The 25,916-nt window shown below is 52.3% G+C and carries 21 protein-coding genes; 14 read left to right on the forward strand and 7 right to left on the reverse strand.

Annotated features, from left to right (window positions below; genetic code table 11):
- Nucleotides 1-29: 29 nt before the first annotated feature.
- From LI114_RS03035 to yicI, 6 genes are all read right to left on the reverse strand, one after another.
- A complete protein-coding gene (locus LI114_RS03035) occupies nt 30-1,283 on the reverse strand; it encodes a glutamate-5-semialdehyde dehydrogenase (protein ID WP_227219232.1) in 1,254 nt (417 codons plus the stop codon).
- A gap of 36 nt (nt 1,284-1,319) precedes the next feature.
- Nucleotides 1,320-2,093: a glutamate 5-kinase gene (proB, locus tag LI114_RS03040; RefSeq protein ID WP_022128291.1), complete on the reverse strand. Its 774-nt coding sequence runs from the start codon at nt 2,091-2,093 to the stop codon at nt 1,320-1,322.
- 33 nt (nt 2,094-2,126) lie between these two features.
- Nucleotides 2,127-2,648, reverse strand: coding sequence for an NUDIX hydrolase (locus LI114_RS03045; protein WP_227219234.1), 522 nt, complete (start codon nt 2,646-2,648; stop codon nt 2,127-2,129).
- 39 nt (nt 2,649-2,687) lie between these two features.
- Nucleotides 2,688-3,650 (reverse strand): D-2-hydroxyacid dehydrogenase, encoded by a 963-nt coding sequence (locus tag LI114_RS03050; RefSeq protein WP_227219236.1) that lies wholly within the window; start codon nt 3,648-3,650, stop codon nt 2,688-2,690.
- Nucleotides 3,651-3,664: 14 nt separating this feature from the next.
- Nucleotides 3,665-4,084 carry a hypothetical protein gene (locus tag LI114_RS03055; RefSeq protein WP_022128294.1) on the reverse strand — a complete coding sequence of 140 codons (420 nt, stop codon included), beginning with the start codon at nt 4,082-4,084 and terminating at the stop codon, nt 3,665-3,667.
- Between the two features lie 145 nt (nt 4,085-4,229).
- Nucleotides 4,230-6,572 (reverse strand): alpha-xylosidase, encoded by a 2,343-nt coding sequence (gene yicI / locus LI114_RS03060; RefSeq protein ID WP_227219239.1) that lies wholly within the window; start codon nt 6,570-6,572, stop codon nt 4,230-4,232.
- Between the two features lie 477 nt (nt 6,573-7,049).
- Between yicI and asnB the strand changes: the two genes are divergently transcribed.
- Both asnB and LI114_RS03070 read left to right on the forward strand, forming a co-directional pair.
- A complete protein-coding gene (gene asnB, locus LI114_RS03065) occupies nt 7,050-8,888 on the forward strand; it encodes an asparagine synthase (glutamine-hydrolyzing) (RefSeq protein ID WP_227219241.1) in 1,839 nt (612 codons plus the stop codon).
- Between the two features lie 167 nt (nt 8,889-9,055).
- On the forward strand, nt 9,056-10,345 hold the full coding sequence (locus LI114_RS03070; RefSeq protein WP_227219243.1) for a transglutaminase-like domain-containing protein: 1,290 nt from the start codon (nt 9,056-9,058) through the stop codon (nt 10,343-10,345).
- Nucleotides 10,346-10,424: 79 nt separating this feature from the next.
- Here LI114_RS03070 and htpG read toward each other — a convergent pair whose 3' ends face one another.
- Nucleotides 10,425-12,314: a molecular chaperone HtpG gene (gene htpG / locus LI114_RS03075; RefSeq protein ID WP_227219245.1), complete on the reverse strand. Its 1,890-nt coding sequence runs from the start codon at nt 12,312-12,314 to the stop codon at nt 10,425-10,427.
- A gap of 262 nt (nt 12,315-12,576) precedes the next feature.
- Here htpG and metF point away from each other — a divergent pair, with 262 nt between their 5' ends.
- From metF to LI114_RS03135, 12 genes are all read left to right on the forward strand, one after another.
- The gene (metF, locus tag LI114_RS03080) at nt 12,577-13,440 is read left to right on the forward strand and encodes a methylenetetrahydrofolate reductase [NAD(P)H] (protein ID WP_227219247.1); all 864 of its coding nucleotides are present in this window, start codon (nt 12,577-12,579) and stop codon (nt 13,438-13,440) included.
- Nucleotides 13,441-13,463: 23 nt separating this feature from the next.
- A complete protein-coding gene (locus LI114_RS03085) occupies nt 13,464-14,546 on the forward strand; it encodes a CPBP family intramembrane glutamic endopeptidase (protein WP_227219249.1) in 1,083 nt (360 codons plus the stop codon).
- Nucleotides 14,547-14,565: 19 nt separating this feature from the next.
- Entirely contained in the window at nt 14,566-15,156 is a 591-nt protein-coding gene (locus tag LI114_RS03090) for a hypothetical protein (protein ID WP_227219251.1), read from the forward strand.
- 51 nt (nt 15,157-15,207) lie between these two features.
- On the forward strand, nt 15,208-15,738 hold the full coding sequence (locus LI114_RS03095) for an inorganic diphosphatase (RefSeq protein ID WP_022128302.1): 531 nt from the start codon (nt 15,208-15,210) through the stop codon (nt 15,736-15,738).
- Nucleotides 15,739-16,326: 588 nt separating this feature from the next.
- Nucleotides 16,327-16,758 (forward strand): division/cell wall cluster transcriptional repressor MraZ, encoded by a 432-nt coding sequence (gene mraZ / locus LI114_RS03100; protein WP_022128303.1) that lies wholly within the window; start codon nt 16,327-16,329, stop codon nt 16,756-16,758.
- Entirely contained in the window at nt 16,758-17,690 is a 933-nt protein-coding gene (rsmH, locus tag LI114_RS03105; RefSeq protein ID WP_227219253.1) for a 16S rRNA (cytosine(1402)-N(4))-methyltransferase RsmH, read from the forward strand. The genes mraZ and rsmH overlap by 1 nt, the downstream gene beginning before the upstream one ends.
- Nucleotides 17,691-17,733: 43 nt before the next feature.
- Complete coding sequence (locus LI114_RS03110; protein ID WP_022128305.1) at nt 17,734-18,216, forward strand: cell division protein FtsL; 483 nt, start codon at nt 17,734-17,736, stop codon at nt 18,214-18,216.
- Nucleotides 18,217-18,379: 163 nt separating this feature from the next.
- Nucleotides 18,380-20,707 (forward strand): penicillin-binding transpeptidase domain-containing protein, encoded by a 2,328-nt coding sequence (locus tag LI114_RS03115; protein WP_227219255.1) that lies wholly within the window; start codon nt 18,380-18,382, stop codon nt 20,705-20,707.
- Nucleotides 20,708-20,728: 21 nt separating this feature from the next.
- On the forward strand, nt 20,729-22,183 hold the full coding sequence (locus LI114_RS03120) for a UDP-N-acetylmuramoyl-L-alanyl-D-glutamate--2,6-diaminopimelate ligase (RefSeq protein ID WP_022128307.1): 1,455 nt from the start codon (nt 20,729-20,731) through the stop codon (nt 22,181-22,183).
- Between the two features lie 45 nt (nt 22,184-22,228).
- Complete coding sequence (locus LI114_RS03125; protein WP_227219257.1) at nt 22,229-23,593, forward strand: UDP-N-acetylmuramoyl-tripeptide--D-alanyl-D-alanine ligase; 1,365 nt, start codon at nt 22,229-22,231, stop codon at nt 23,591-23,593.
- On the forward strand, nt 23,580-24,596 hold the full coding sequence (locus tag LI114_RS03130) for a hypothetical protein (protein WP_227219259.1): 1,017 nt from the start codon (nt 23,580-23,582) through the stop codon (nt 24,594-24,596). Before LI114_RS03125 ends, LI114_RS03130 begins: the two co-directional genes overlap by 14 nt.
- A gap of 22 nt (nt 24,597-24,618) precedes the next feature.
- Nucleotides 24,619-25,893: an FtsW/RodA/SpoVE family cell cycle protein gene (locus LI114_RS03135; protein WP_227219261.1), complete on the forward strand. Its 1,275-nt coding sequence runs from the start codon at nt 24,619-24,621 to the stop codon at nt 25,891-25,893.
- The last annotated feature ends 23 nt before the right edge of the window (nt 25,894-25,916 follow it).

Raw genomic sequence — 25,916 nt, forward strand, 5'->3', positions numbered from 1 at the left:
TAATTAGCAAGTATGAATATATGAAACATTTATTTTCTTATCTGACCGTTTCCGTTTATCAGCCATTTCATGGTAGTCAGCTCGCGCAGACCCATAGGGCCTCTGGCGTGGAGCTTCTGGGTAGATATTCCTATCTCAGCGCCCAGACCGAATTCGTCGCCGTCGGTAAAGCGGGTAGAGCAATTGACGTACACCGCTGCCGAATCCACCCTTTTCTGGAACTCCTCAGCCGAGAAAAGGCTCTCGGTAACTATGCACTCGCTGTGGCCTGTGGAGTATTTCGCGATGTGCTCTATCGCTTCGCCAAGGCTGTCTACCACGCGGATAGAGATTATGTAGTCAAGAAATTCGGTAGCGAAATCTTCCTGCGTGGCGGGCTTTACGTTCTCCTCGCCGAGTATCATGCGGGTCAGCGCGCAGCCGCGAATCTCTACGTTGTGCTTGTCAAGGCGCGCTTTCAGCATCGGCAGAAAGTCCTCGGCTACGTCGCGGTGAACCAGGCAGCTCTCTACCGCGTTGCATACCGAGGGGCGCTGGGTCTTGCCGTTGTCTACGATGTCCACTGCCATGTCGAGATCGGCGGTCGCGTCAACGTAAACGTGGCAGTTGCCCGTACCTGTTTCAATCACGGGCACGGTCGCGTTCTTCACTACCGACTGTATCAGCTTAGCGCCGCCGCGAGGGATAAGCACGTCGATGCAGCCGTTGGCCTGCATCATCTCGAGCGCTATGCCGCGGTCGGTGTCTTCTACGAGCTGGATAATGTCCTCGGGGAAGCCTGCGAGGGCTACGGCTCTGCGCATTATCTTGATAAGCTCGATGTTTGAGTTTATAGCCTCTTTTCCGCCGCGGAGTATCACGGCGTTGCCGCTTTTAAGGCAGAGGGCTGCGGCGTCGGCGGTAACGTTCGGGCGCGCTTCGTAGATTATGCCGATAACGCCCATCGGCACGCGCACCTTGGTTATCCTCATGCCGTTCGGGCGCACCTCTCCGCCCATCACTTCGCCTATCGGGTCGGCGAGCGCGCAGAGCTTTTCGCAGGCGGCAGCCATGCCCTCTATACGCTTGTCGTCAAGGCGCAGGCGGTCTTGCATTGATTCGCTCATGCCGCGCGCAGCGGCGTTTTTAAGGTCGATCTCGTTCGCGCGCTTTATGTCGGCAGCGCCCCTGCGCAGGGCGTGCGCTATTTGCAGCAGCGCTTCGTTTTTCTGCGATGATGAGGCGTTCGCAAGCTCGCTCTTGCAGGCGCGCGCCTTTTCGCCCATTCTTTCGATGTAGTTCATCGTATCAGTCCCTTCTATACCTTTTATAATTATACGTCAGTTGGCGGTGAATTTCGTTCCCGTCGGTACGCCGTCGAATATCTTGTAGAGATTTTCAGGCTCGCGGCCGTTCACTATCACCATGTCTATGCCGTTTTTCGTCGCGATCTCCGCCGCGTTTATCTTCGTTATCATTCCGCCCGTGCCCAGCTTTGAGCCCGCGCCGCCCGCCAGCAGGCGTATCTCCTCGTTTATCTCGTCCACCTGCGGTATCAGCTTCGCGTCCGGGTGAGTGTGGGGGTCTTTATCGTAAAGTCCGTCGATGTCTGACATTATTATCAGCAGGTCGGCTTTCGCGATGGTAGCCACCGTCGCCGCCAGCGAATCGTTCTCACCGACTTCAAGCTCCAGCTCGTCTATCGCCACAGTATCGTTTTCGTTTACTATCGGTATAACGCCCATCTTTATCGTCTGCTCGAGGGCGTTCTCAACGTTCTTGCGCCTGTCCTCCAGCAGTACATATTTCGTCAGCAGCAGCTGCGCCACCGTTATCGAATATTCGGAAAACTGCTTGTCGTAAAGGTACATCAGCTCGCACTGACCCACCGCCGCGCACGCCTGCTTTGTCGGCGTGTCGCTGGGGCGCTCCAGCAGACCCAGTTTTGCCATGCCCAGCCCTATCGAGCCGCTGGATACCAATATCACCTGATTTCCCGCGTTTTGTATGTCGGCGATTATCTTCACCAGTTTTTCCACGCGGCGTATGTTCAGCCTGCCCGTTCTGTGCGTGAGCGTTGACGTGCCCAGCTTTATCACTACGCGCTTTCCCATTCTATTTTCCACAAAAATTCCTCTTTTCGTCAGCTATTCCTTTTCTTTCAGGCTTGGGTCGATCATGTCTGAATTAAATACCCGCACGCGGTCGTAAATGAAGTCGATAAATTCGCCGCGCTTGTACATCTCTTTCAGCTCGGCGGGCGTTACCAGCCGAAAATCTACCGTTTCGCTCTCCTGCAAGCGTATATCCGCCGCCGAGAAGTTGCCGTTGTATACATAATATTCCATTATCCCGTGCCAAGGGTCGCGCAGCAGCGTGCCGCAGTAGGTCAGCTCGCTCTCTTTCGCGCGCAGCCCCGTTTCCTCAAAAAGTTCGCGCACAGCGCCCTGCCGCGCCGTTTCGCCCGCCAGTACCGAGCCGCCTGAGATCTCCCAAAGCCCGCCGTGCGATTTCGCGGGGTGGCGCTTTGTTATCAGCAGCCTGCCCTCGGCGTTGACGGAGAGCACGTTCACCGCCAGGTGGTACTCCTCCGCGCCGAGCGTTTTTCCGCGCTCGATAGTTCTGCCGAGTGGGTGCTTCTCGCGGTCATACAAGTCCCATAATTCCATTTTTTATCCCATCTTTATAAATATATTAAACTAAGCTTTTCACTTGTTCACAACGTTTATCGGCTCGCCGTTTATCCAAGCTTTCAGATTTTCCGCTACCTTTTCCAGCAGCCTTACGCGCGTTTCTATCGGTGCCCAAGCGATGTGCGGCGTTATCGCGCAGTTTTTCGCTCCGCGCAGAGGGCAGTCCTCGCGCATAGGCTCGTAGGTCAGCGTGTCAAGACGCGCGCCGCCAAGTCTGCCGTCGTTGAGCGCTTCAGCAAGCGCCTGCTCATCGATAAGCCCGCCGCGCGCCGTATTTACCAGCAAAGCGTTAGGCTTCATGAGCGCGAGCGTTTCGGTGTTTATCATTTTGCCGTTCTCGGGGGTCAGCGGGCAGTGCAGCGATACGGTATCGGATATGCTCAGCAGCTCCTCTAGCGTGCAAACGCGCGTGCCGTCCGTCACCTTTTGCGGCGAGCGGGTGTATGTCACGACGTTCATGCCAAAGGCGCGCGCTATCTCGGCAGTCTTTCTGCCGATGTCGCCGTAGCCGATTATGCCGAGGGTAAGCCCCGCTATTTCGGTGGTAGGTATATAAAAATATGAAAACAGCTTGTAGTTCACCCAGTCGCCATCGGCAACTGTTTTTTTATACTCCGCGACCTTGTTGTAGTAGTCGAGTATAAGCGCAAAAGTGTGCTGTGCCACGGCGTTTGTCGAGTAGGCGGGCACATTGCAGACCACCGCTCCGCGCCTGCTTGCCGCCGCGAGGTCAACGTTATTGTAGCCCGTAGCAAAAAGTCCGATGTATTTCAAATTCGGGCATTTGTCAAAAACCTCCTGCGTGATAAGGCATTTGTTGCATATCACAGCGTCCGCGTCGCCGATAGCTTCGGCTACCTTTTCGTTCGGCGTGTATCCGAATACCGAGCTGTCCGCGAGCGCGGTGATGCCGTCGAGCGAAACGTCGCCGCGGGTAACGGTCTCCGAATCGAGTATCACAAGCCTGATATTTTTCATCTGCGCTCCGCCTTTCATTCGTCGTCTGCGTCGGAAAAAGCGTTGTCTACTATCTTTTTATCCTCTGCGGTCTGCGCTTTTTCGGCTGCCTTGCGGCGCTCTTCGGCTTCATCAAGCTCGGCGTTTTCGGCAGCTTTCATAGCTTTTTGCGCGCGGGTGAAGCTTACATACAGCACTATCGCCGCCGCGAGCACCGCCGCTTCGGCTATCGCAAGTATCCCCACCGCAGATGGCGACCGGCAGAGCGAGGTCTGCGTGATGAACGTTAGGTCAAAAGCTATCATGAGCATGAGGTAGTGCCAAGAACCGCGGCGGTAAAACTGCATGAGGTAGACCACCGTAGCGATTATGCAGAGAATGAAATGTATCTTGAGCGGCAGCGGCGTGTAAACGTTTTGCAGCCCCTCGGTAACTGTTGCGAATATCTGAGTCAAAATAAAAGACCTTCTTTCAAATCATATACTTTAATTATATAGCATAGTGCAGTGTTTGTCAAGAAAATTTTAACGGATAAAAAACGCCCGCAGAGCTTTTTGTGCCCTGCGGACGTGCATATCAGCTATTAAGTTATCTCGGCTGTCAAAGCTCGATTATTACCTTGCCGCCGCAGGAAGGATTAACTTTTACTTCCTTGTCGGTGTTGGCGATCTTAACGGTAAACGCCTTATCGGTATCGGTGTAGCTGCACTCGATTATATTGCCGCTGCGGGTAGCGGTAAGCTCGAATCCCTTGTTCGCTTCGGTATCGTAGATAGGCGCGGTAGCGGTCTTGCCGTCCTCCAGCTCGTAGATGGTGAATACCGCGTTGTTGAGGTAATCGTACTCTACGTCGCTGCCGAAGTCGCCGTATGCGATGATGCTGTTGGGCTTAGCGAGCGCGGGTATCTCGAAGTAGCTGCATTTGTGGGTGTACCACTTGCCGCCCTCGTATACCTTGCCGGTGATTATGTCTGTCCACTTGCCCTCGGGAACGTAGTACTGAGCTATGCCGTCTTCGTTGAGGATAGGCGCTACGAGTATGTTGTCGCCGAACATATACTGGCGGTCGAGGGTAAGGCAGCTCGGGTCGTCGGCAAAGTCGATGACCATAGCTCTCATTACAGGAACGCCTACGGTGTGGGTCTTTATAGCCTGCGCCCAGATGTAAGGCATCAGCTTGCCTTTCAGCTTAGCGAAGAAGCGCAGTACGTCGCAGGACTCTTCGTCAAAGAGCCACGGCACGCGGTAGCTCTGGTTGCCGTGCAGACGGCTGTGGGAGGAGAACATACCGAAAGCCGCCCATCTCTTGTAGATGTCGGGAGTAGCGGTAGCTTCAAATCCAGCCATATCGTGCGAGGTGTAGCCGAAGCCGGAGATGCAGAGCGAGAGGCAGCCTCTTACAACTTCTGCCATAGAGTTGTAGTTGCCCGAGCAGTCGCCGCCCCAGTGTACAGGGAACTGCTGACCGCCTGCGGTAGCCGAACGTGCGAACAGGCAAGCCTTGTTTTCGCCGTAGTACTCTTTAAGCACGTTGAATACGCACTGGTTGTAGAGGTAGGTGTAGAAGTTGTGCATCTTTATGGGGTCGCTGCCGTCGAAATACTTGATGCCGCGGGTAGGTATTCTTTCGCCAAAGTCGGTCTTGAAAGTATCTACGCCCATTTCGCAGAGCGCGCGGAGCTTGGAAGCGTACCACTCGCAGGCTGCGGGGTTGGTAAAGTCAACTATCGCCATGCCGGGCTGCCACTCGTCGCACTGGAAAACATCGCCGTTTTCTTTCATGATGAAGTAGCCGCCTGCTACGCCCTCGTCAAAGAGCTTTGAACGCTGACCGATGTATGGGTTTATCCATACGCAGGTGTGCAGGTTCTTATCCTTATGCAGTCTTTCGAGCATTGCGGGGGGATCGGGGAACTGGGTCTTGTCCCACTCGAAGTTGCACCACTCAAAGCCCTTCATCCAGAAGCAGTCGAAATGGAATACCTGAAGCGGAATGTCGCGCTCAGCCATGCCGTCGATGAAGGAGGTGATAGTTTCCTCATCGTAGGTGGTGGTGAACGAGGTGGTCAGCCACAGACCGAAGGAGAATGCGGGGGGCAGAGCGGGCTTTCCGGTAAGGGTGGTGTAGCCTGCCAGCGCGTCGCCGATGTTCTCGCCGCCGAATACGAAATATTCCATGCTCTCACCGGGAACGGTCATAGATACCTTAGAAACGGTGTCGGAGCAAACTTCGTAAGATACCTTATCGGTGCTGTTTACGAACACGCCGTATCCGCGGGAGGATACGAAGAAAGGTATAGACTTGTAAGACTGGTCGGAGCAAGTGCCGCCGTCGGCGTTCCAGATCTCTACGTTCGCGCCGTTTTTAACGAAAGGAGTGAACTTCTCGCCGAAGCCGTAGAAGTACTCGCCTACCGTGGTGTCAAACTGCTCTCTGATATATGTTCTGCTGGGGTCGGCAGGGTAGCTCCAGAATGTGTCGTCAGACTGTACCGCGAGCCTAGCCTGCTGTCTGAAAGCGCTCTCGAAAATAACGCCGGTAGATCTCCAAGCGCCGCCGGTGAGCCTTTTATCCTTGTAATAGAACTGGAAGCTCCAAGTTTCCTTAGAAACTACGAGCTTGGTGTCGCCCGTTACGAGCACCGCTTCCTTATCGGTGATGGTAACTTCAGGCTTGTAGCTGCCTTCATTGAGCGGGAAGTGCGGGCCGTGGTCTGCGCAGCCCTTGTGGTGGGCGATGCTAACTTTTACACAGTTTTCCTGAGTAGAAGTGTAGGCGATCTCAAGGTTCGCGCTGCCGAGCATCATAGCGCGGTTGTAAACTACGAAAGGAGTAGCTACAACGAGAAAACCGTTTTCGCAAGGCTCGATCTCAAAAGCCTGATTAGCGTAATTAACTTCGTAGCCTCTCTGATTGAGCCAGAATCCGTCTGCAAATTTCATAAGCTTTAATACCTCCGTATTTTTGTATTTGCCGCTCGATATAAAAATTTTAACGAACGGTATTGTTTTTTTATCTAAGCAGCATTTCTGCCGCTGTATATATTTTATATTAAAATCGTCTTAATTGCAATAGTAAAATAGTGATTTGTAGGTTGATTTTAATATATTGGCGAAAAATAAAGTAAACTTTTTATGAACGCACGAATTTGGCATATAAAAATATGAAATAACATTATTCTATTGACACATCGTTATCGCCGCCTGCGCCCGCCTATACTTTATGAGATAATTATACTACACACTCCGCCGCTTTGCAAGGGGGTTGCGGCTATCCGCACGCCCGCGCCGAACGATTTGTGCGGTTTTCACTAATTGCCGTGCCGATTTTTAAGCATATCGCACAGCCGCGCTTACGTCGCTCAGATCGCTCACATTTCGCCCGCTTGCCGCATATAATGGGTGTGAGGTGATAATTTTATGTGTGCAATTTCAGGAATTATCCGCTTCGGCGGACTAGATACCGAACCCGCAGCCGCCGCGCGCAAGATGGCAGCCGTGCTGAAACGCCGCGGGCCTGATGACGACGGCTATTACATCTCGCCGAAAAGCGAAGCGCTGCTGGTACATACCCGTCTTGCCGTTATCGACCCCGAAAACGGTGCTCAGCCTATGCTTTACGCCGAGGGCGGCAGAAGGCTCGCGCTGGTCTACAATGGCGAGCTTTACAATACCGCCGAGCTGCGCGCCCTGTTGGAAGCGCGCGGGCATAAATTCTCTACTAATACCGATACCGAAGCGGTGCTGCGCGCCTACGCCGAGTGGGGCGCTGACTGCCTTTCGCGCATGAACGGCATTTTCGCATTCGCCGTGTGGGACGAAGCCGCCCGCAGCCTTTTCATAGCCCGCGACCGTATCGGCGTGAAGCCTTTTTACTATACATTATATAATGGCGCGCTGTACTTCGCTTCCGAGATAAAGGGTCTGCTGAGCTGCGGCGTGCCTGCCGAGCTTGACGCCGAGGGCGTGCGCGAGATAATGCTGCTCGGCCCTGCTATACCTTGCGGAAGCGGCGTTTTCAAGGGCGTTTTTGAGCTGAAGCCCGCCGAGTGCGCGGTGTACGACGAGCGCGGTCTGCGCAAGCACATCTACTGGGATTACGGCTGTGAGGGCGGCACGAACGAGAGCTTTGACGAGGTAAAAGAGCACGTCCGCAGCCTGGTCACCGATGCGATAACGCGGCAGACGGTATCCGACGTGCCGCTTTGCACGTTTCTTTCGGGCGGGCTGGATTCCAGCTTAATATCTTCCGTAACGGCGCGCAGATTTGCCGAGCAGGGCAGGCGGCTGCACACTTTCTCGGTAGAGTACCGCGACAACGCTAAGTATTTCAAGGCGGGCAAATTTCAGCCGAACAGCGACGACGAGTATATACAGATAATGGCGAAATATCTCGGCACCGAGCACCACCGCGTTATTATCGACACTCCCGAGCTGGTGGAAGCGCTGTATACTTCCACCGAGGCGCGCGACCTGCCCGGCATGGCGGATGTAGACAGCTCGCTGCTGCTTTTCTGCAAAAAGGTGCGCGAATTTTCTACCGTTGCGCTTTCGGGCGAGTGCGCCGATGAGATTTTTGGCGGCTACCCGTGGTATCGCGATAAAGACATACGCATGACCGACGGCTTCCCGTGGTCGCAGTCTACCGTCTACCGCGCGGGGCTCACGCGGCGGGAATTTGTACCGAACGAAAATGCGGCGCAGGAGTACGTTTACGCGAAGTACCTCGACACCATCGGCAGGGCGGAGAGCGAGGGTCTGCCGCCGCTGGAAAAGCGTATGCGCGAGATGATGAGGCTGAATATGGAGTGGTTCATGCAGACGCTTCTGGTGCGCAAAGACAGAATGTCGATGTACTGGGGGCTTGAGGTGCGCGTGCCTTTCTGCGACCACCGCATAGTGGAGTACCTCTACCGCGTGCCGTGGGAGTACAAGGATTACCTCGGCAGAGAAAAGGGTCTGCTGCGCGAAGCTATGAGCAGCTGGCTGCCCGAAGAGGTGCTTTGGCGCAAGAAATCGCCATACCCGAAAACGCACAACCCCTCGTACACCGCCGCCGTGCGCGAGCGCCTGCGCGAAGAGCTTTCGCAGACCCGCTGCCCTGTACTGGATATTCTCGACCGCGGCGAGATAGAGCGCCTTATGCAGCACGGCGACCATGTTCAGTGGTACGGTCAGCTAATGAACGACCCGCAGATAATGGCGTATATCATACAGATAAACCACTGGCTGAAAATAAACAACATCGCCCTTGTGTGAACTGTAACTAAAATCACCTAGTTAGATTTGGTTGATTTTACACTAAAAATATCGGGATCGTGACTTGACATATGTGCATATCTATGGTAGAATGATTACAGAACGGTGACAAATCGCCGAGAAGTAAAAGACGGATATTTTGAAAAGATCTGAAAGGACAGATAAAAATGCAGGGAATTTACAAGAGAATAATAAGCGGCGCGCTCGCGGCGGCAATGCTGCTGCCCTCCGCGGGGCTTTACACATCTGCCGATACGGCGGACTATTCGCAGACGGCTATCGTGCTTTCCGCCAATGCGAAGGACGTTCGCGCGGTGATAAACAGCTCATACTCCAGCAAGGCAAGTTCTGTTACCATAAAGTGGGGCAGAATAAAGGGCGCGGCGGGCTACCGCGTTTACCGGCAGAATAATAAGACGGGCAAGTATGAAAAGATAAAGACCCTTTACGGCGACGATGACGTGAAGTACAAAAACAGCGGACTCGCGGCGAACACGCAGTATACTTACAAGGTGCGCGCTTTCTTTAAAAACAAGGGCGTTACCACCTGGGGCAAGATGAGCCTAGCCAAGCAGACCACCACCTCGCCCTCAGCCGCGCCAAAGCTGAAAAGCGCAGCGCTTACGGCTAACGGCGGGCTGAAACTGAAATGGGGCAAGGTAGACTGCGCTGGCTACGAGGTGTACATCTACTCGCGGTATTCGGGCAAGTGGGTAATGCTGCAGCGCTATGAGGGCGGCACGCGCACCTCGGCGATAGTTTATCCCTCTTCGTGGGAATACGGCGGACTTACCGGCTACAAGATGATGGTAAGGGCTTTCTCCACCGACGCTAAGAACGGCAGACGCCGCACCGCCGCCGACAACGACATCACCTACTACGATATAAATACCATAAGCGAGTACATGGGCTACGATATGTCCCGTTTGGGCGATCCCACAAAATCCTCGGGCACTTCGTATCAGCTTTACAATACTCAGGGCAAAAAGACCACGAAGTCGGCAGTTTACATGACTGCGGCGGATAAAGCTGCGCTGAAAAAGTTCGCGAAAGAGCATTTTGAAAGCGGCTGGTCGCCCGCGCAGAAAGCAGCTTACACCCTCAACTGGATAAACAAAAACGTAGAGTACGCCTCGGGCGATAAGTATTACAAGATAGCGGCAAAGGGCTACGCCGACGCTGTTTTTAACGAGAAACTCGGTCAGTGCATACAGTACAACGGCGCAATGGTAGAGATGCTGGTGTACTTAGGCTACGACGCACACCTCGTGCAGGGCTACCGCGGACGTTCTACCGATAACAAATGGCAGCATTTCTGGGGTGAGATAACCATAAACAAGAAAAATTACGTTATAGAAGCGGGCAACTACGAAAGCGACGGTGAATGGTGGTACTTGTGCACACCGTATTCGCAGGCGGGCGGATACATCAAGAACGATAAGGCAGTTACCAAATAATTCAAAACAGCCAAAAATAAAGCGCACGGCGGTGAGATCTCCTGCCGTGCGCTTTTGTATTTTTAGTGGCTTGTTAGGTTTATACCATGAGGTTGCAGATGAGTTTTGCGAACTCTACGGGGTCTTCTACGTCAAGACCCTCTATCAGGCGAGCCTGCGAGTAGAGCAGCTTTGTGTACTCGGTGAGCTTGTCCTTATCGCTTGCGTAAAGCTCTTTCAGCTTGCCGAATACGGGGTGGCTTGCGTTCAGCTCCAGACACTTCTCAGCCGTTACCTTGTTGTTTTCGTTCTGCGGCATAGAGTTGAGCACCTTTTCCATCTCGATGGATACCTGACCCTCGGAAGAAAGGCATACGGGGTAGCTCTTTAGCTTGGTAGAAAGGCGAACTTCCTTTACTTTGCCGCCGAGAGCCTCTTTCATGAAGTCAAACATTTCCTTGCTCTCTTCCGCGGTCTTTTTGCTCTCTTCCTTTTCCTCCTCGCTCTCGAGGTCGAGGTCGCCGTCGGCTATCGACTTGAACTTTTTATCCTTGTACTGCATCATTACTTTGATGGCAAATTCATCGACGTCCTGCGTGAAGTAGAGAACCTCGTAGCCTTTATCCTTTACCTTCTCGAATACAGGCAGCATCTCTATACGCGCCTTTGATTCGCCGCAGGCGTAGTAGATGCAGTCCTGACCCTCTTTCATTCTGTCAACGTACTCCGCAAGGGTGGTCATCTTGCCGTCCTCGAAAGAAGAGGGGAACATCAGCAGGTCTTCCAGCGTGTCCTTAGAAGCGCCGTAGCTCTGGTAAATTCCGAACTTGAACTGTAAGCCGAAAGCTTCGTAGAACTTCTCGTACTTCTCGCGGTCGTTCTTCATAAGCTTGGTAAGCTCGTTCTTTATCGAGCGCTCGATGTTGCGGGCGATGACCTTTAGCTGGCGGTCGTGCTGCAGCATCTCACGCGAAATGTTCAGCGAGAGGTCTTCCGAGTCTACCAGACCCTTTACGAAGCTGAAATAGTCGGGCAGCAGGTCGGAGCATTTCTCCATTATCATTACGCCGCTGGAGTAGAGCTGCAAGCCCTTTTCGTAGTCCTTAGAGTAGTAGTCGAAAGGCGCGTGCGAGGGGATATACAGCAGGGCGTTGTAAGTAGCCGCGCCCTCGTTTTTGGAGTGTATGTGCGCGATCGGCGGCATATAGTCCATGAATTTCTCGGTGTAGAAATTGTTGTAATCCTCGTCGGTAAGCTCGCTCTTGTTCTTTTTCCAGATAGGCGTCATAGAGTTGAGCGTTTCGTTCACTATGTGCTTTTCGGGCTCGGCGTTCTCGTCCTCGCCGTAATGAGTGTGCTCTACGTCCATCTTTATCGGGAAGCGGATGTAGTCGGAATATTTCTTGACAAGAGTCTGTATCTGATACTGGTCGAGGTAGCGGCTGTACTTCTCGTCGTCGGTGTCATCTTTCAGAGTAAGTATCACGTCGGTACCTGCGTTTTCCTTTTCGGCTTCCTCTATAGTGTAGCCGTCCACGCCGTTAGAGTGCCACTTGTAAGCCTTGTCGCTGCCGAAAGCCTTTGTAATTACGGTGACTTCTTTCGCTACCATGAAAGTTGAGTAAAAGCCTACGCCGAATTGACCTATAATGTCAACGTCCTCGCCGAGGTCGTTGTCTTTCTTGAAAGCGAAAGAGCCGCTGTTCGCGATAGTGCCGAGGCAGTTTTCAAGGTCTTCCTCAGTCATGCCTATGCCGTTATCCGAAACGGTGAGGGTGCGCGCTTCCTTATCAGGGATTATCTGTATAGCGAAATCCTCTTTCTTTAAGCCTATACTGGTATCGGTGAGCGTTTTGAAATACAGCTTGTCGATAGCGTCGCTGGCGTTTGAGATTATCTCGCGCAGAAATATTTCTTTGTGTGTGTAGATCGAGTTGATCATCATATCGAGCAGGCGCTTCGACTCTGCTTTGAACTGCTTAGTTTCCATAATATGTTTACCTCCGTACTTTTCGTGTTTTTATCAGTCTTGATGTCATTCTGCTAGCACTCTAAATAGTCGAGTGCTAATTCTAAATATAATTATACACCAAGCAGTGAAAAATGCAAGCGTTATAACAAAATGCTTACAATTTGTTTACATATACTTAAACATTATAAAGAAAATGTCCTTTGTATTTTCGCCAAATGTATGTTATAATAATATTGTGTAACTATATGCGATATTTCGCACGAAAGGAAAGTGTTGAATTATGGAAATGAAAAAGCTTTTTGAAAATGGAAGAACTGTTTTTTCTATGGAGATATTCCCGCCGAAAAAGCCGGGGACTATCAAGTCGATATATTCCACCCTCGACGGACTCTCTGATATAAAGCCTGATTTTATAAGCTGTACATACGGCGCAGGCGGCAACCCCGCTGATACTTCTACCATCGACATCTGCCGCATAATAAAGGAAAAGTATGGCATACTGCCGATAGCGCATTTTACCTGCGTGAACAATACCCGCGCCGATATTGATAAGGCGATAGAGCTTTTTCGTGCGGCGGGCATAGAGAACGTTCTCGCTCTGCGCGGCGATAAGAACGATAGGTATCCGCCGAAGGAAGATTTTCACTACGCGGCAGACCTTATCAAATATCTGAAAGAAAAAGCGCCCGAGCTGCATATCTCCGCCGCCTGCTACCCCGAAACCCACCCCGAGGCGGAGTCGCCCGTAGCGGATATACTGCGTATGAAGGAAAAAGAGGAGTGCGGCGCTGAACATTTTATGTCGCAGCTTTTCTTCGATAACGAGGACTTTTACGCCTTCCGCGAAAAGACGCAGATAGCTGGCATAAAAAGCCCCATCGAAGCGGGCATAATGCCTGTTACCAGCAAGGCGGGCATACTGCGCATGGTGTCTATGTGCGGCGCAAGCGTGCCGAAAAAGCTGGCGCGCATACTCAATAAGTACGAAAATAACCCCGAGGCTTTCGCCGACGCCTGCGTGCATTACGCGATAGACCAGATAGCCGACCTAATAACAAACGACGTGGACGGCATACACCTCTACTCTATGAACAAGCCGGATACGGCTAAGAAGATATTTGAAGCCGTAAAGAATATGCTTTGATACATTTATAAATAAGGAGCAATATGGACAATAACGGACAATGGTTTGATTTCAGCGGCGCTCCGAACGGCGGCTTCGGCTACAATAACCAGCTGAAAACGGCGCAGGCGAATGAAAAGCGCGCGCTTTTTAAAAACGCCTCATTTCTGGGCATTTTGCTGCTGCTGTATAATGTTTACAATTACATCTTTGTGCGGGTGTTCTATTTCGCCGCATATTCGATAAAGCATGGCGGATTTACGCTGAGCCTAAACGAGGTGCGCAAGTATTTTTACGCCGACAGCTCCTCGCTCGGCTACTCCAGCTCTTTCAGCATGACGATGAACCTCGCTGTGGTTGCGGCTTCGGTGATAATGCTGCTGCTTACCGCCGCGCTGCCTATGCGCATAAACGTTATGAGCATGCTGAAGCCGAAAAAGGGCTGCGTAAAGCAGGGCTTAAAGACCACGCCGATGTGCCTTACGCTGAATATGTTCATTTCGTACATAGTCGCGATATTCGTGGCTATGATGAGCGCGCAGGGCGTTACCGTGCCGGAGGCTGATTTTACCATCAACAAGCCCTCGACATACGCCGTGGTGATACAGCTTGTGTACGTCTGCGTTTTCGCGCCGATAGCTGAGGAGATAATCTACCGCGGGCTGGTGCTGAAATTGCTCTCGCCGTACGGCAAGGGTATGGCGGTATTTTTCTCGGCGCTGCTTTTTGGCATAATGCACGGCAACATACCGCAGGCGGTATCGGCGTTCGCGGGCGGGCTGATATACGCGGCTACGGCTGTATATTTCGACAGCATAGTGCCCACGATAATCATACACGTTTTGAACAACTGCTTCGCCAGCATCACCGATATAGGAAACGCAGTAGGCTTCGACCACGCTTATCAGCTATACTGCGCGCTGAATATCGTGATAATGTTCGCGGGAGTATACGCAATATTCGTCTACCTGCGCGGGCTGATAAAGGGCATACGCCAAAGCGAGCCGAAATGCGCTATGACGGGCGGCGCGCGCTGCATCACCGTGGCTACGAACGTATTCATGCTGATATATTTCGGACTGATGATATGGCAGTATGTGCGCAGTTTTTTGGCTTATAATCAATAGTTTTTAAGGAGAATGACCTATGTTTACAATGCCGCTGGGCATAGATATACCCGACATCAGCGGACTTAAAAGCGCTTACGAGATCAGCCGCGGGAACGAGGGCTGCATTTCGGCGCTGCTGAGCGCGGACAAGCTTTCGGGCTTTATAAACTCATTCGTCAGCGCTATGGCTGAGCCGATATTTTTCTTCATCGAACTGCCCTGCACGGCTGATGAGGAAAAGGCGCTGGGCGGTAAGTACAAGCTCTACTACCTCGACAACTGCACCAAGCCGGTCATCGCTGCGATAATGAAAACTTACGGTACGCTACTGATAAACGACGGCGTTTGCAGATTCGGCTTCGGCGGGAACGAGAGCGGCGACGAGCTGTATGTGCAGAGCTACAAGGTCATGAGCATATATTGCTCAAACGCGAAGCTGAAAGCAAAGACGGAAGAGCTGCTGAAAAAAGCGGGCGCTGAAAAGACCGCCGAGCTGCTTACTCCGTGGGATATATTATCGGAGGAAAACGGCGGCGTGTGCGTGCGCGCGGAGCAGGACGGCGTAAGCCTTTTCGACCTGCCCGAACTGCTGAAAGACGCAGGAATGTACAGCGCAGGAGTAGTTTGATAAGTATAATTTTCCGCATTGCGGATGAAAAAAAGACAGGAGGAAAAATCTATGAACATTCTTCACGATATTTCGCCTAAGGAGATCTCCAGCGAGAAGTTTACCGCAGTGATAGAGATACCTAAAGGCTCGAAAGTCAAGTACGAACTCGATAAGGCTACGGGTATGCTGAGAATGGATAGGATACTTTACACTTCTACCCATTACCCCGCAAACTACGGATTTATCCCCCGCACCCATGCCGACGACGGCGACCCGCTCGACGTATTGGTGCTTTGCTCGGAAACTCTCGAGCCGATGTCGCTGGTAAGGTGCTACCCGATAGGCGTTATCAGCATGATGGATAACGGCGCGGCGGACGAGAAAATAATCTGCATACCCACCGCCGACCCCAGCTACAATACCTATACCGACATCTCAGAGCTGCCGAAGCACATTTTTGAAGAGATGAGCCACTTCTTCTCGGTATACAAGCAGCTGGAGCACAAAGACACCGTGATCGACGATGTGAAGGGCAAGGAAGAAGCCAAGAATATCATCGAGGCGTGCATCGGAAACTACATCGAAAAATTTTGCAAGTAAATAATTGAAACTTCCGCAGAGGGGACGTTTTTCACGCAGATGAAACGCCCCTCTGTTTTTTGTTTCATAAAGCGGAGCAGGAAACAAAAAGTTTATAAAAAGTTCAGAAAAGCATTTTCGTGGCAGCAAATATTACAGAAAGCAAGATTTTGTTACCGTTTTGTCACTAAAAACAGCCTTTTTGAAACGCTTCGGTACGTTTTTTTGAACAGTTTTTGCGCTTTTTTGGACAATATCTGCTTGGTCTTGGTGGTTGACGAATACTATATATTGTGGTATAATAGAAAAAATGAAAAATAACGCATATATTTAGCACACGGCGCTTAGAAAAGTACTTAGGTTACAAAATTGTAATCTTTTCCTGAAAAGCTGTAACTTTTATCCCCTGAAAGCCGCTTTTGAAACGTTTTCATCTAATTGCCGACGCATTTTTCACGCGTTTTTGGCATATTTTACTGTTGCAATTTTATCTTATATGGTGTATAATTAAGTTGCAGGGGTGAAATGTGCGTAAAAGTGGTGAAACGTCCCACAAAATTCGTACATATCCGCCCGCAGTGGTGAATTTTGCGAAAGGGGGCGAACAGATTGCAGACAAGTATGCTTACGGGAACGTATAACCAGTCGATGGATCAGAAGGGCAGAATGGCTTTTCCCTCCAAGCTGCGCGAGATAATGGGCGAGCGGCTGATAGTTACCAAGGGCGTAGACGGCTGCCTGTTCGTTTACTCGGTGGAAGATTTCGCCCAAAAAGCCGAAAAGCTAAAGGCTCTGCCGATGGCGCAGGGGCTAAGGCTGCAGCGCAGCTTTATGGCAAACGCCGTAGAACTCGAGGCGGACAAGCAGGGCAGGATACTCATACCCGCTATACTGCGCTCGATAGCCGCGCTGGAAAAAGACATTACCGTGGTGGGCGTTTCCGACCACTGCGAGATATGGGATCAGAAGCGCTGGGAGGAATTTAATCTCAGCATAACCGATGAGATGCTCATGCAGGCACTGGAGGGAGCTGATTTCTGATGGAAGAATTTAAGCATATCTCAGTTCTGCTGAATGAAACGATAGAGCTTCTCGATATAAAGCCCGACGGTATATACGTTGACGGTACGGCGGGCGGCGCGGGACATTCGCGCGAGATAGCAAAAAGGCTCGACCCCGAAAATGGCAGGCTTTACGCGCTAGACCGCGACCCCGAGGCTGTAAAGGTGGCTGGCGAAAGGCTGGCGGGTCTGCCCGCGCAGGTGATACACGCCGACTTCGCCGATATGCGCGCCGCACTGAAAAATGTGGGCGTAGAAAAGGTGCAGGGCGTTCTGCTCGACCTAGGCGTATCGTCTTACCAGCTCGATACCGCGCGCAGGGGATTTTCCTACCACGCCGACGCTCCGCTGGATATGCGCATGAGCAGCGAGGGTATGTCCGCGAAGGATCTTGTGAACACATGGTCTTACGAAGATCTGCGGCGGATACTTTACGATTACGGAGAAGAAAAGTTCGCGCCCGCCATCGCAAAGGCGATAGTTGCAGCGCGTGAGATAAAGCCGATAGAAACTACCGGCGAGCTTGCAGAGCTTGTAAAAAGCTCGGTTCCGCAGAGGGTGCGCAGAGAGAAAAATCCCTGCAAAAAGACTTTTCAGGCGGTGCGCATAGCCGTCAATGACGAAATGGGTCAGCTGGACCGCGCGCTTGACGAAGCTTTCGAGCTGCTCGCGCCCGGCGGCAGACTTGCGATAATCACTTTCCACTCGCTGGAGGACAGAATGGTGAAGCGCAGATTTGCGGAGTTTTGCAAAGGCTGCACCTGCCCGCCCGAGTTTCCGCAGTGCGTGTGCGGAAAGACGCCGAGGGCTAAGGCAGTGACCCGCAAGCCCGTTACCGCCGCGGAGGAAGAGCTTGAGCACAACAACCGCAGCCGCAGCGCGAAGCTGAGAGTTGTGGAGAAGATAAAGTAACCACAAGAACAGATACATTTTAAAAGTAAGGAGGTCGAAGAACATGGCAGTAAATATGAATTTGGCGTATGAGTACGAGAATTACGATATGCTCGATGAGCACGAGGAAAAGTACGCTGAGAAGATACGCCGCAAAAGGTCGGCGAACAAGCGCAGGAAATTTGCCGCGAATATGAAGATAGTGATAGCGGCGATCATAGTTCTGGCTCTGTTCTCGATCATGACATACGGCAGGGTAGAGCTTTCAAAGCTTTACACCGACAATACAGAGCTTCAGTCGCAGCTTACAACGCTGCAAAACGAGAACATCAGCTTAGAGTCAGAGCTGGCGCAAAAGACGGGTCTTACTAAGGTAGAGGATTTCGCCGAAAATCAGCTCGGTCTGCAAAAGCTGGATAAATCGCAGATAGAATATGTCGAGATAGATGAAAAGACCACCGCCGAGGTGGTAACGCCAGAGGACTCGAATATCTTTGTAAAGATAAAAGATTGGTTCAAAGGGGCGCTGGAATATCTCGGACTGTAACAGAATATTTATTAAGAAAGTTAAGAACATCAGTTATTGTGTGCTTAGCTTTCTTGTTCTATAAAAAATAAGAAATATTTTGGAAGAAAGCAACGCTGAAACATAAATTTTTGGAAACACCATACAGCCAGATAGCAGAAGAAAGGAAAGGGCTTTAAATATCATGACAGACAGACCCAGCGAAAGAATGCGCCGCCGCCTGCTGGTGTGGATGACGGTAATAATGCTGATAGTAGTAATATACACAGTAGCCTGCATATTCAAGGTTTCAGTAAAAGAGAGCAAAAAGTGGCAGACGCTTGCCAATTCTCAGCAGATAACCAGCACCACAGTTTCCGCCTCGCGCGGCACTATCTACGATACTAACGGGCAGGTGCTCGCGCAGAGCGCTACCGTATACACCGTGTATACCGACTGCGCTATGCTTTGGGAATACCTCGACGCTAAGGACGACAAGATACTGGAGTACAAGGCGGCGATAGCCGATGAATCAGACGAGAAAAAGCGCGCGGGCTATCAGGAAAAGCTCGACGCCTGTAAATCATCGCAGGAAACTTACGACTCGCTCGTGAAATTTATGGCTAAGACCCTCGACCTCGACGAAAGCAAGATAGAGGGATATTTCAGCGATAAAAACAGCCGCTACGTTATCATGAAAAAAGAGGTAGAAAAGACCGACGCGGATAAGATAGAGAAGTTCCTAACCGAAAATTCGCTCGACGGCATACGCTGCGACCCCACTACTAAGCGTTTTTACCCGCAGAACAGCCTTGCCGCTAACGTGATAGGCCATACCAATTACGATGGCGAGGGCATTTACGGATTGGAATCTTACTACAACGAGTACCTCTCGGGCGTTGACGGCAGAATAGTCACTGCTGCCGATAAGTACGGTACCGAGATACCTTATAAGTACAAGCAGAGCTACGACGCGCAGGACGGTGACTCGCTTTATCTGAACATCGACATGAATATCCAGTATTATCTGGAAAAAGCTTTGGCGGACTGCGTTTCCGAAAACAAGCCTGCCGAGCGCGCCTGCGGCATAATCATGAACCCGAAAACGGGTGAAGTTTACGCAATGGCGACAAATTACAGCTACGACCCCAATGAACCTGCTGAGATAAGCGACGACGCTACCGCGAGAAAGCTCGCTATGCTCGACGAAAACTCGCAGAAGTACAAAGACCTACGCCTAGACGCATGGAGCACCGAGTGGAAGAACAAGGCTATCTCGGAACTGTACTTCCCCGGCTCGGTATTCAAGGTAATAACAGGCTCGGCGGCGCTTGAAGAAAAGGCCATAACGCTGACGGACGTTTTCAGCTGCGGCACTTCCATACACGTCGAAGACCGCGACTTTAACTGCTGGTCTACTACCGACCACGGCGCGCAGAACCTTCAGCAAGCTATGGCAAACTCCTGCAACCCCGCTTTCGTACAGATAGGTCAGCGGCTGGGCATGGAGGGCTTCTTCAAATATTTGCAGGCTTACGGTTTTACCGAAAAGACGGGCATAGACCTCCCCGGCGAATCGAACGCTATTTATATGCCGCTCGAGAACATGGGTCAGGTAGCCCTCGCTTCTGAATCTTTCGGACAGACCAACAAGGTAACGCCTATACAGATGATAACCGCATATTCGGCGGCGATAAACGGCGGCTACCTCGTTACCCCGCAGGTGGTGAACAAGATCTACGACTGCAACGGCAACGTTGTAAAGGACTACCAGCCCGTTATAAAGCGCCAGGTGATCTCAGAGGACACCAGCGCCGCTATGCGCGAGATACTGGAAAACGTAGTATCTACCAACACCGGCTCTAACTCGTACATACAGGGCTACCGCATAGGCGGTAAGTCGGGTACTTCGCAGAAGATAGATGTTGACGCTACCGGTAATACCTACGTTTCGTCCTACTGCGCTTTCGCGCCCGCCGACGATCCAGAGGTCATCATGCTCGTAATGGTAGATGACCCGCAGGGCGAGAAATTCTACGGCAGCCAGGTGGCAGCCCCCGTTTGCACTCAGGTGCTTTCAGAAGTTCTGCCCTACCTAGGCTTTTTCCCCGAATACACTGATGAAGAGCTTGCCGAGCTGGAAGTTTCCGTGCCGAACGTAGAGTACCACACGGTTTCCGAAGCGAAGCAGACCATGAGCGCGCTCGGACTTGAAGTAAACGTAGTAGGCGACGGCGACACTGTACTGCGCCAAAGCCCAACGGGCGTTTCGATAGAGCGCGGCGGCACGATAGTGTTTTACACCGATAACACCACTCCCGAAGAAACGGTATCTGTACCGAACGTAGAGGGTCTTTCAAAAGAATATGCAAAACAGCTGCTGCAAAGCTACGGCCTGAACATGACGGCGGAAGGCTCTGCGGCGAACGACGCGAACGCCTACGCCATAGCAAACGAAACGGCGGGCAGAACGGTAGCCGTCGGCACGGCTATCTCGGTAAGCTTTGCGCAGTACACGGTAGAATCACAATAATCATATTAAGGACGCGATAAAATGAAACTTAAAGAGCTTGTAAAAGACTTGGATATCGAGTGCGGAGGTCTGGGAGATACTGAGATAACGGGCGTTACCTCAGACACCCGCAGCACCCCCAAGGAGGGATTTGCTTTCGTCTGCATAAAGGGCGGCAGCTTCGACGGACACAGCGCGGCGGCTGATATGGTAAAGCGCGGCGCGGCGGTGGTATTCTGCGAGCGCGACTTAGGGCTGGCTCAGCAGATAATAGTTGAAAACACCCGCGAATTTTACCCGCACCTCTGCGCGGCATGGTTCGGCAACCCCGAGCGCGAGCTGACTATGATAGGCGTTACGGGCACGAACGGCAAGACCACTATAACCACCGTTCTGAAAAAAACGCTGATGGCTTTCGGCAAAAAGTCGGGACTCATCGGCACTTGTCAGAACGAGATAGGCGAAGAGATACTGCCTACCGCGCGCACCACTCCCGAGCCGTATGACCTTTTTGAGCTGCTGCGCAAAATGGCTGACGCGGGCTGCGAATACGCGGTGATGGAGGTTTCCTCGCAGGGTCTGGCGCAGAAGAGAACAGGTCCCTGCCACTACAAAGTCGGCGTTTTCACCAACCTCACGCAGGACCATCTTGACGTGCACGGCAGCATGGAAAATTATTATCAGGCGAAAAAGCTGCTTTTCGGCATATGCGATACCGCTGTGATCAACATCGACGATGAGTACGGCAGACGCTATCTGCGCGAGATAACTTGTCCCGCAAAGACGTTTTCTGCGGCAGAGCCTGCTGATTTTTACGCTGAGGATATAACCCTCGGCGCGGGCGGAGTAAAGTACGTTTACTGCGACGGTAAATCGAAGCACAACGTGAATTTCGCGATGCCTGGTCTTTTCAACGTTTCAAATTCGCTGGCGGTCATCGCCTGCTGTGAAACGCTGGGCTTTGAGCCGAAAGCCGTTATCCGCGAGCTGAACACTATGAAAGGCGTTCGCGGCAGGGCTGAGGTAGTGCCTACGGGCAGAGATTTCACCGTTATCTGCGACTACGCGCACACGCCTGACGCACTTGAAAATGTGCTGAAAGCTATCCGCAACGGCGCAAAGGGCAAGGTAAAGTGCCTTTTCGGCTGCGGCGGAAACCGCGACGCGGGCAAGCGTCCGAAGATGGCGGCTGCGGCGGCGGACAACGCTGATTTTCTGATAGTTACCAGCGATAACCCCCGCAACGAAGACCCCGACGCGATAATCGAGGACGTGCTGAAAGGGCTCGAGGGCAAGACCACCCCGTATATCCGCATGACCGATAGGCGCGAGGCTATACACTGGGCAGTAAAGCACGCGGAAAAGGACGATATAATAGTGCTGGCGGGCAAGGGTCATGAAGATTACCAGATACTTGCGGGCGGCGTAAAGATACATTTCGACGAGCGCGAGGTAGTAGCCGAAGCGCTTGCGGAGCTGGCAGCCGAGGGCAAGTGACACCTGCAAAGCATAGATAAACAAAGGAAAAGAGGTCGGTAAGTAATGGAAAAAATGACATTAGCTGAAATAGTTCAGGCAGTAGAGGGCAGCTTCGGCTACCCCGCCGACATTGAGATAACCTCAGTATCTACCGATACGAGAACGATAAAGCCGAACTCGGTATTCGTAGCGCTGAAAGGCGCGAATTTCGACGGCCACGACTACGGCGCGAAAGCCTGCGAGCTGGGCGCTGAGGCGGTGATAGCCGAGAGGGCGATAGAGGGCGCAAAGTGCATAGTGGTAGATTCTACCGAGCGCGCGCTGCTCACGCTGGCGGCGTATTACAGGCGCAAGTTCGATATACCGCTGGTCGGCATAACGGGCAGCGTCGGCAAGACCACCACAAAAGATATGATAGCGCTGGTGGTCTCCAAAAAGTACAACACCTTAAAGACCGAGGGCAACCACAATAACGAGATAGGCCTGCCGCTGACGCTTTTCAACCTTAGCAGCGAAACGCAGGCGGCGGTCATCGAGATGGGTATGTCGCATTTCGGCGAGATCTCGCGGCTCTCGATGTGCTGCGAGCCTACCGTTGCCGTGATAACCAATATCGGCCATTCGCACATAGAGAACCTCGGCTCTCAGCAGGGCATACTTAAAGCCAAGATGGAGATACTCGACGGCGCGCAGTACATGGCACCGCTGATACTCTCGATGGACGACAAGCTGCTCTCGCACATCGAAGCGCACCACGGCAGAGAGATAATTTTCTACTCGATAAAGAAAAAGACCGCCGATGTATACGCCGCCGACATAAAGGCTGACGAGAACGGCTCGTCTTTTACCATACATTACAAGGACGGCAGCATACCTGCGCGGGTGAACTGCCCCGGCGAGCACAACGTGAAAAACGCGCTGGCGGCTTTTTGCGTCGGCAGAGTGCTAGACATAGCCCCCGAGCTGATAGCCGAAGCCATCGGCGAATTCAAGCCGCAGGGCATACGTCAAAATATACGTCAGGCGCGCGGCATGACGTTTATAGTCGACTGCTACAACGCCGCGCCCGACTCGATAAAGGCGGCGCTTTCGACCCTTTCGCAGTCTTCCTGCGGCGAGGGCGGCAGACGCGTTGCCGTGCTTTCAGATATGCTGGAGCTGGGCAAACATTCGCGCACTCTGCACAAGCTGGCGGGCGAATACGTTGCGGCTTCGTCGGCAGACCTGCTTTACTGCTGCGGCACTGAGGCGAAATTTTACGTTGACGGCGCTTTGAAAAAGGGTATGCCCGAGGAAAACTGCCGCTGGTTCGAGAGCAAAGCTGATATGACAGCCGCGCTGAAAGCCGAGCTGCACGAGGGCGATACGGTGCTTTTCAAAGCCAGCAGAGGTATGAAGCTGGAAGAAGTTGTGAATGCTCTGGAGTAAGATCTCGGTCATTCTCGCCATGCAGATGGTGCTGGGCTGGGCGCTCGGCAGGGTGGGCATACCCCTACTGCGGCGGCTGAAAACGGGCAGGTACGACCCATATGTCGGCGACCGTTTTTCGGCAGACGGCTCTGAGCCTGCGTTCGGCGGGGCGGCGGCGCTTATAGTGCTGACATTCGGCATATCTGCCGCGGCGGCTGTTTGCGGTGGCGGCAGGCGGCTTTACCTAGCCTGCGGATTCATCGCGCTGGCGACCCTTGCGGGCGCGGTGGATGACTTGCTGACAGACGTTTTCGGCAAAAATTACGGCGCGAGCGCGGCGGCTAAGCTGGGCTGGTGCTACGCCGCGAGCTTTGTCTGCCTGCTGATCTGCCGAAGGATGCAAATAATTGAAACTGCGGTGCTGTTGCCGTTTCATCTTGGAACGATAGATTTTGGCGCGCTTTTCTGCCCAGTAATGGCGGCGGCAATGACTGCGCTGATATATTCATATAAATATTTTAACCGATTCGGTACAGACGGCTCGACCTGCGCCGAGGGGCTTTGCGCCGCGCAAATATTCCTCGCGGGGCTGCTTTTTGCGGCGGCGGGCGGCGTTATCTCCGACGATACCGCGCAAGCTTTCGGCTACCTCGCGGCGGGCGCGGCGGCTTCATCGCTGATATGGGGGCTTGCCCCCGCGAAGCTGAGAAGCGGCGATTCGGGCGGGTATTTCTGCGGCGCTGTTGCGGCGGCGATGCTGACATTTTGCAGCGAGCTTGAATTTGCGATGCTTCTGCTCGCCCTGCCCGCCGTGACAGACGCGCTTTGCTCGGCGGTACAGTATTTGGTCTACCGAAAGAGCAGGAAATTTCTGCTTAAAGGCTCTTCGCTGCACAGCCATCTTATGGCAAAAAAGTGGAGTACTTACAAGGTCATAGTGCTGTTTTCGGCAATGACCGCCGCCGCGGGCGCAGGAACGCTGGCGTTTGCGGCATATTCTGAGAGAATAATTTTGAAATAGTTGACAAAAGGAGTGAGAACAGTTGGCATCTTTGTCCAAAAACAAGCGTGAAAAAAGCGCTAAGGTTCAAAAGAGAAAAAAGACCGAGTTCAGAATAGTGCTGGCTGAGATTGACAAAACGTTTTTCCTCATAGTGGTAATATTGCTGGTTTTCGGACTTATAATGATGTTTTCCGCCAGCTACGCCGCCGCGCTCAATGAGCACAATGATGGTTATTACTTCCTGAAAAGACAGCTTATGTGCGCAGGGCTGGGCATTATCGCGATGTTCATCACCTCTTTCGTCGATTACAATTTCTTTTACAATACTAAGGTTGCGTACCTTATTTTTCTAGGCTCGTTAGGATTATGTATCTATACGGCGCTTTTCGGACAAGAAACGGCGGGCGCTCGGCGATGGATAACCCTTTTGGGCATACAATTCCAGCCCTCTGAGCTGCTGAAGATCGCGTTTATCATCATATTTGCTTACATATTATCCGTAAATGCCCAAAAGCTGAAAACCAGCTGGAAGCACTGCTTCATACCGTTCATCGTGATATTCGGACTGGTCTGCGGCGTGCTTGCTATGCAGCGCCACATCTCGGCGGTAATGCTCATCGGCATAATCGGTATATCAATGATGTTCGTCAGCGGTATGCCCTCGAAATTTTTCTGGCGGTTTATGGCGATATGCGCTGGCGCGGGCGTGCTGATGGTGCTCGTACTCGTGATAAAGGGCGGCGGCAATTTCAGCTACATTTCCGACCGTCTTGAAAGCTGGCGCAATCCGCTTTCCGACCCATCAGACAAGACTCACCAGACCTACGAATCGCTGCTGGCTATAGGCTCGGGCGGTTGGTTCGGGCTGGGCTTTGGCGAATCGCGCCAGAAATACCTCTACCTGCCTGAATCGCAGAACGACTTCATCTTCTCGATAATCTGCGAAGAGCTGGGCTTTATCGGCGGCGTTATCGTTGTGCTGCTTTTCGTGCTCTTCGTTATAAAAGGCTTTCAGATAGCTGCAAACGCCCGCGACCGCTTCGGTATGCTGCTGGCTACGGGCATAACTATACAGATAGGTTCGCAGGCGCTGCTAAATATAATGGTGGCCTCAAACGCTTTCCCGAACACGGGCATATCGCTGCCGTTTTTCAGCGCGGGCGGTACGGCGCTGGTTTTCCAGCTTTTTGAGATGGGCATACTGCTCAGCATCTCGCGCCAAAATCTGAAATACAGGTCGGGTGAAAAGCGCGCGGTAAAGGCTGTTTCTGCGGCGGATACGTCCAAAACTGCCGAACCTACTCAGTCTGTATAAATTTTACATAAGGGAGATCTTTG

This window comes from Ruminococcus sp. 210702-SL.1.03 (assembly GCF_020559915.1).
Lineage (GTDB): Bacteria > Bacillota > Clostridia > Oscillospirales > Ruminococcaceae > YE71.

Bases quoted from the DNA above. Each gene is read 5' to 3' on its own strand.
- asnB (WP_227219241.1), top strand. From the start codon at position 7,050: ATGTGTGCAATTTCAGGAATTATCCGCTTCGGCGGACTAGATACCGAA.
- LI114_RS03130 (WP_227219259.1), top strand. From the start codon at position 23,580: ATGCTCTGGAGTAAGATCTCGGTCATTCTCGCCATGCAGATGGTGCTG.
- LI114_RS03095 (WP_022128302.1), top strand. From the start codon at position 15,208: ATGAACATTCTTCACGATATTTCGCCTAAGGAGATCTCCAGCGAGAAG.
- LI114_RS03070 (WP_227219243.1), top strand. From the start codon at position 9,056: ATGCAGGGAATTTACAAGAGAATAATAAGCGGCGCGCTCGCGGCGGCA.
- LI114_RS03120 (WP_022128307.1), top strand. From the start codon at position 20,729: ATGAAACTTAAAGAGCTTGTAAAAGACTTGGATATCGAGTGCGGAGGT.
- LI114_RS03090 (WP_227219251.1), top strand. From the start codon at position 14,566: ATGTTTACAATGCCGCTGGGCATAGATATACCCGACATCAGCGGACTT.
- LI114_RS03085 (WP_227219249.1), top strand. From the start codon at position 13,464: ATGGACAATAACGGACAATGGTTTGATTTCAGCGGCGCTCCGAACGGC.
- htpG (WP_227219245.1), bottom strand. From the start codon at position 12,314: ATGGAAACTAAGCAGTTCAAAGCAGAGTCGAAGCGCCTGCTCGATATG.
- LI114_RS03050 (WP_227219236.1), bottom strand. From the start codon at position 3,650: ATGAAAAATATCAGGCTTGTGATACTCGATTCGGAGACCGTTACCCGC.
- rsmH (WP_227219253.1), top strand. From the start codon at position 16,758: ATGGAAGAATTTAAGCATATCTCAGTTCTGCTGAATGAAACGATAGAG.
- LI114_RS03045 (WP_227219234.1), bottom strand. From the start codon at position 2,648: ATGGAATTATGGGACTTGTATGACCGCGAGAAGCACCCACTCGGCAGA.
- LI114_RS03035 (WP_227219232.1), bottom strand. From the start codon at position 1,283: ATGAACTACATCGAAAGAATGGGCGAAAAGGCGCGCGCCTGCAAGAGC.
- LI114_RS03125 (WP_227219257.1), top strand. From the start codon at position 22,229: ATGGAAAAAATGACATTAGCTGAAATAGTTCAGGCAGTAGAGGGCAGC.
- proB (WP_022128291.1), bottom strand. From the start codon at position 2,093: ATGGGAAAGCGCGTAGTGATAAAGCTGGGCACGTCAACGCTCACGCAC.
- metF (WP_227219247.1), top strand. From the start codon at position 12,577: ATGGAAATGAAAAAGCTTTTTGAAAATGGAAGAACTGTTTTTTCTATG.
- LI114_RS03115 (WP_227219255.1), top strand. From the start codon at position 18,380: ATGACAGACAGACCCAGCGAAAGAATGCGCCGCCGCCTGCTGGTGTGG.
- yicI (WP_227219239.1), bottom strand. From the start codon at position 6,572: ATGAAATTTGCAGACGGATTCTGGCTCAATCAGAGAGGCTACGAAGTT.
- LI114_RS03110 (WP_022128305.1), top strand. From the start codon at position 17,734: ATGGCAGTAAATATGAATTTGGCGTATGAGTACGAGAATTACGATATG.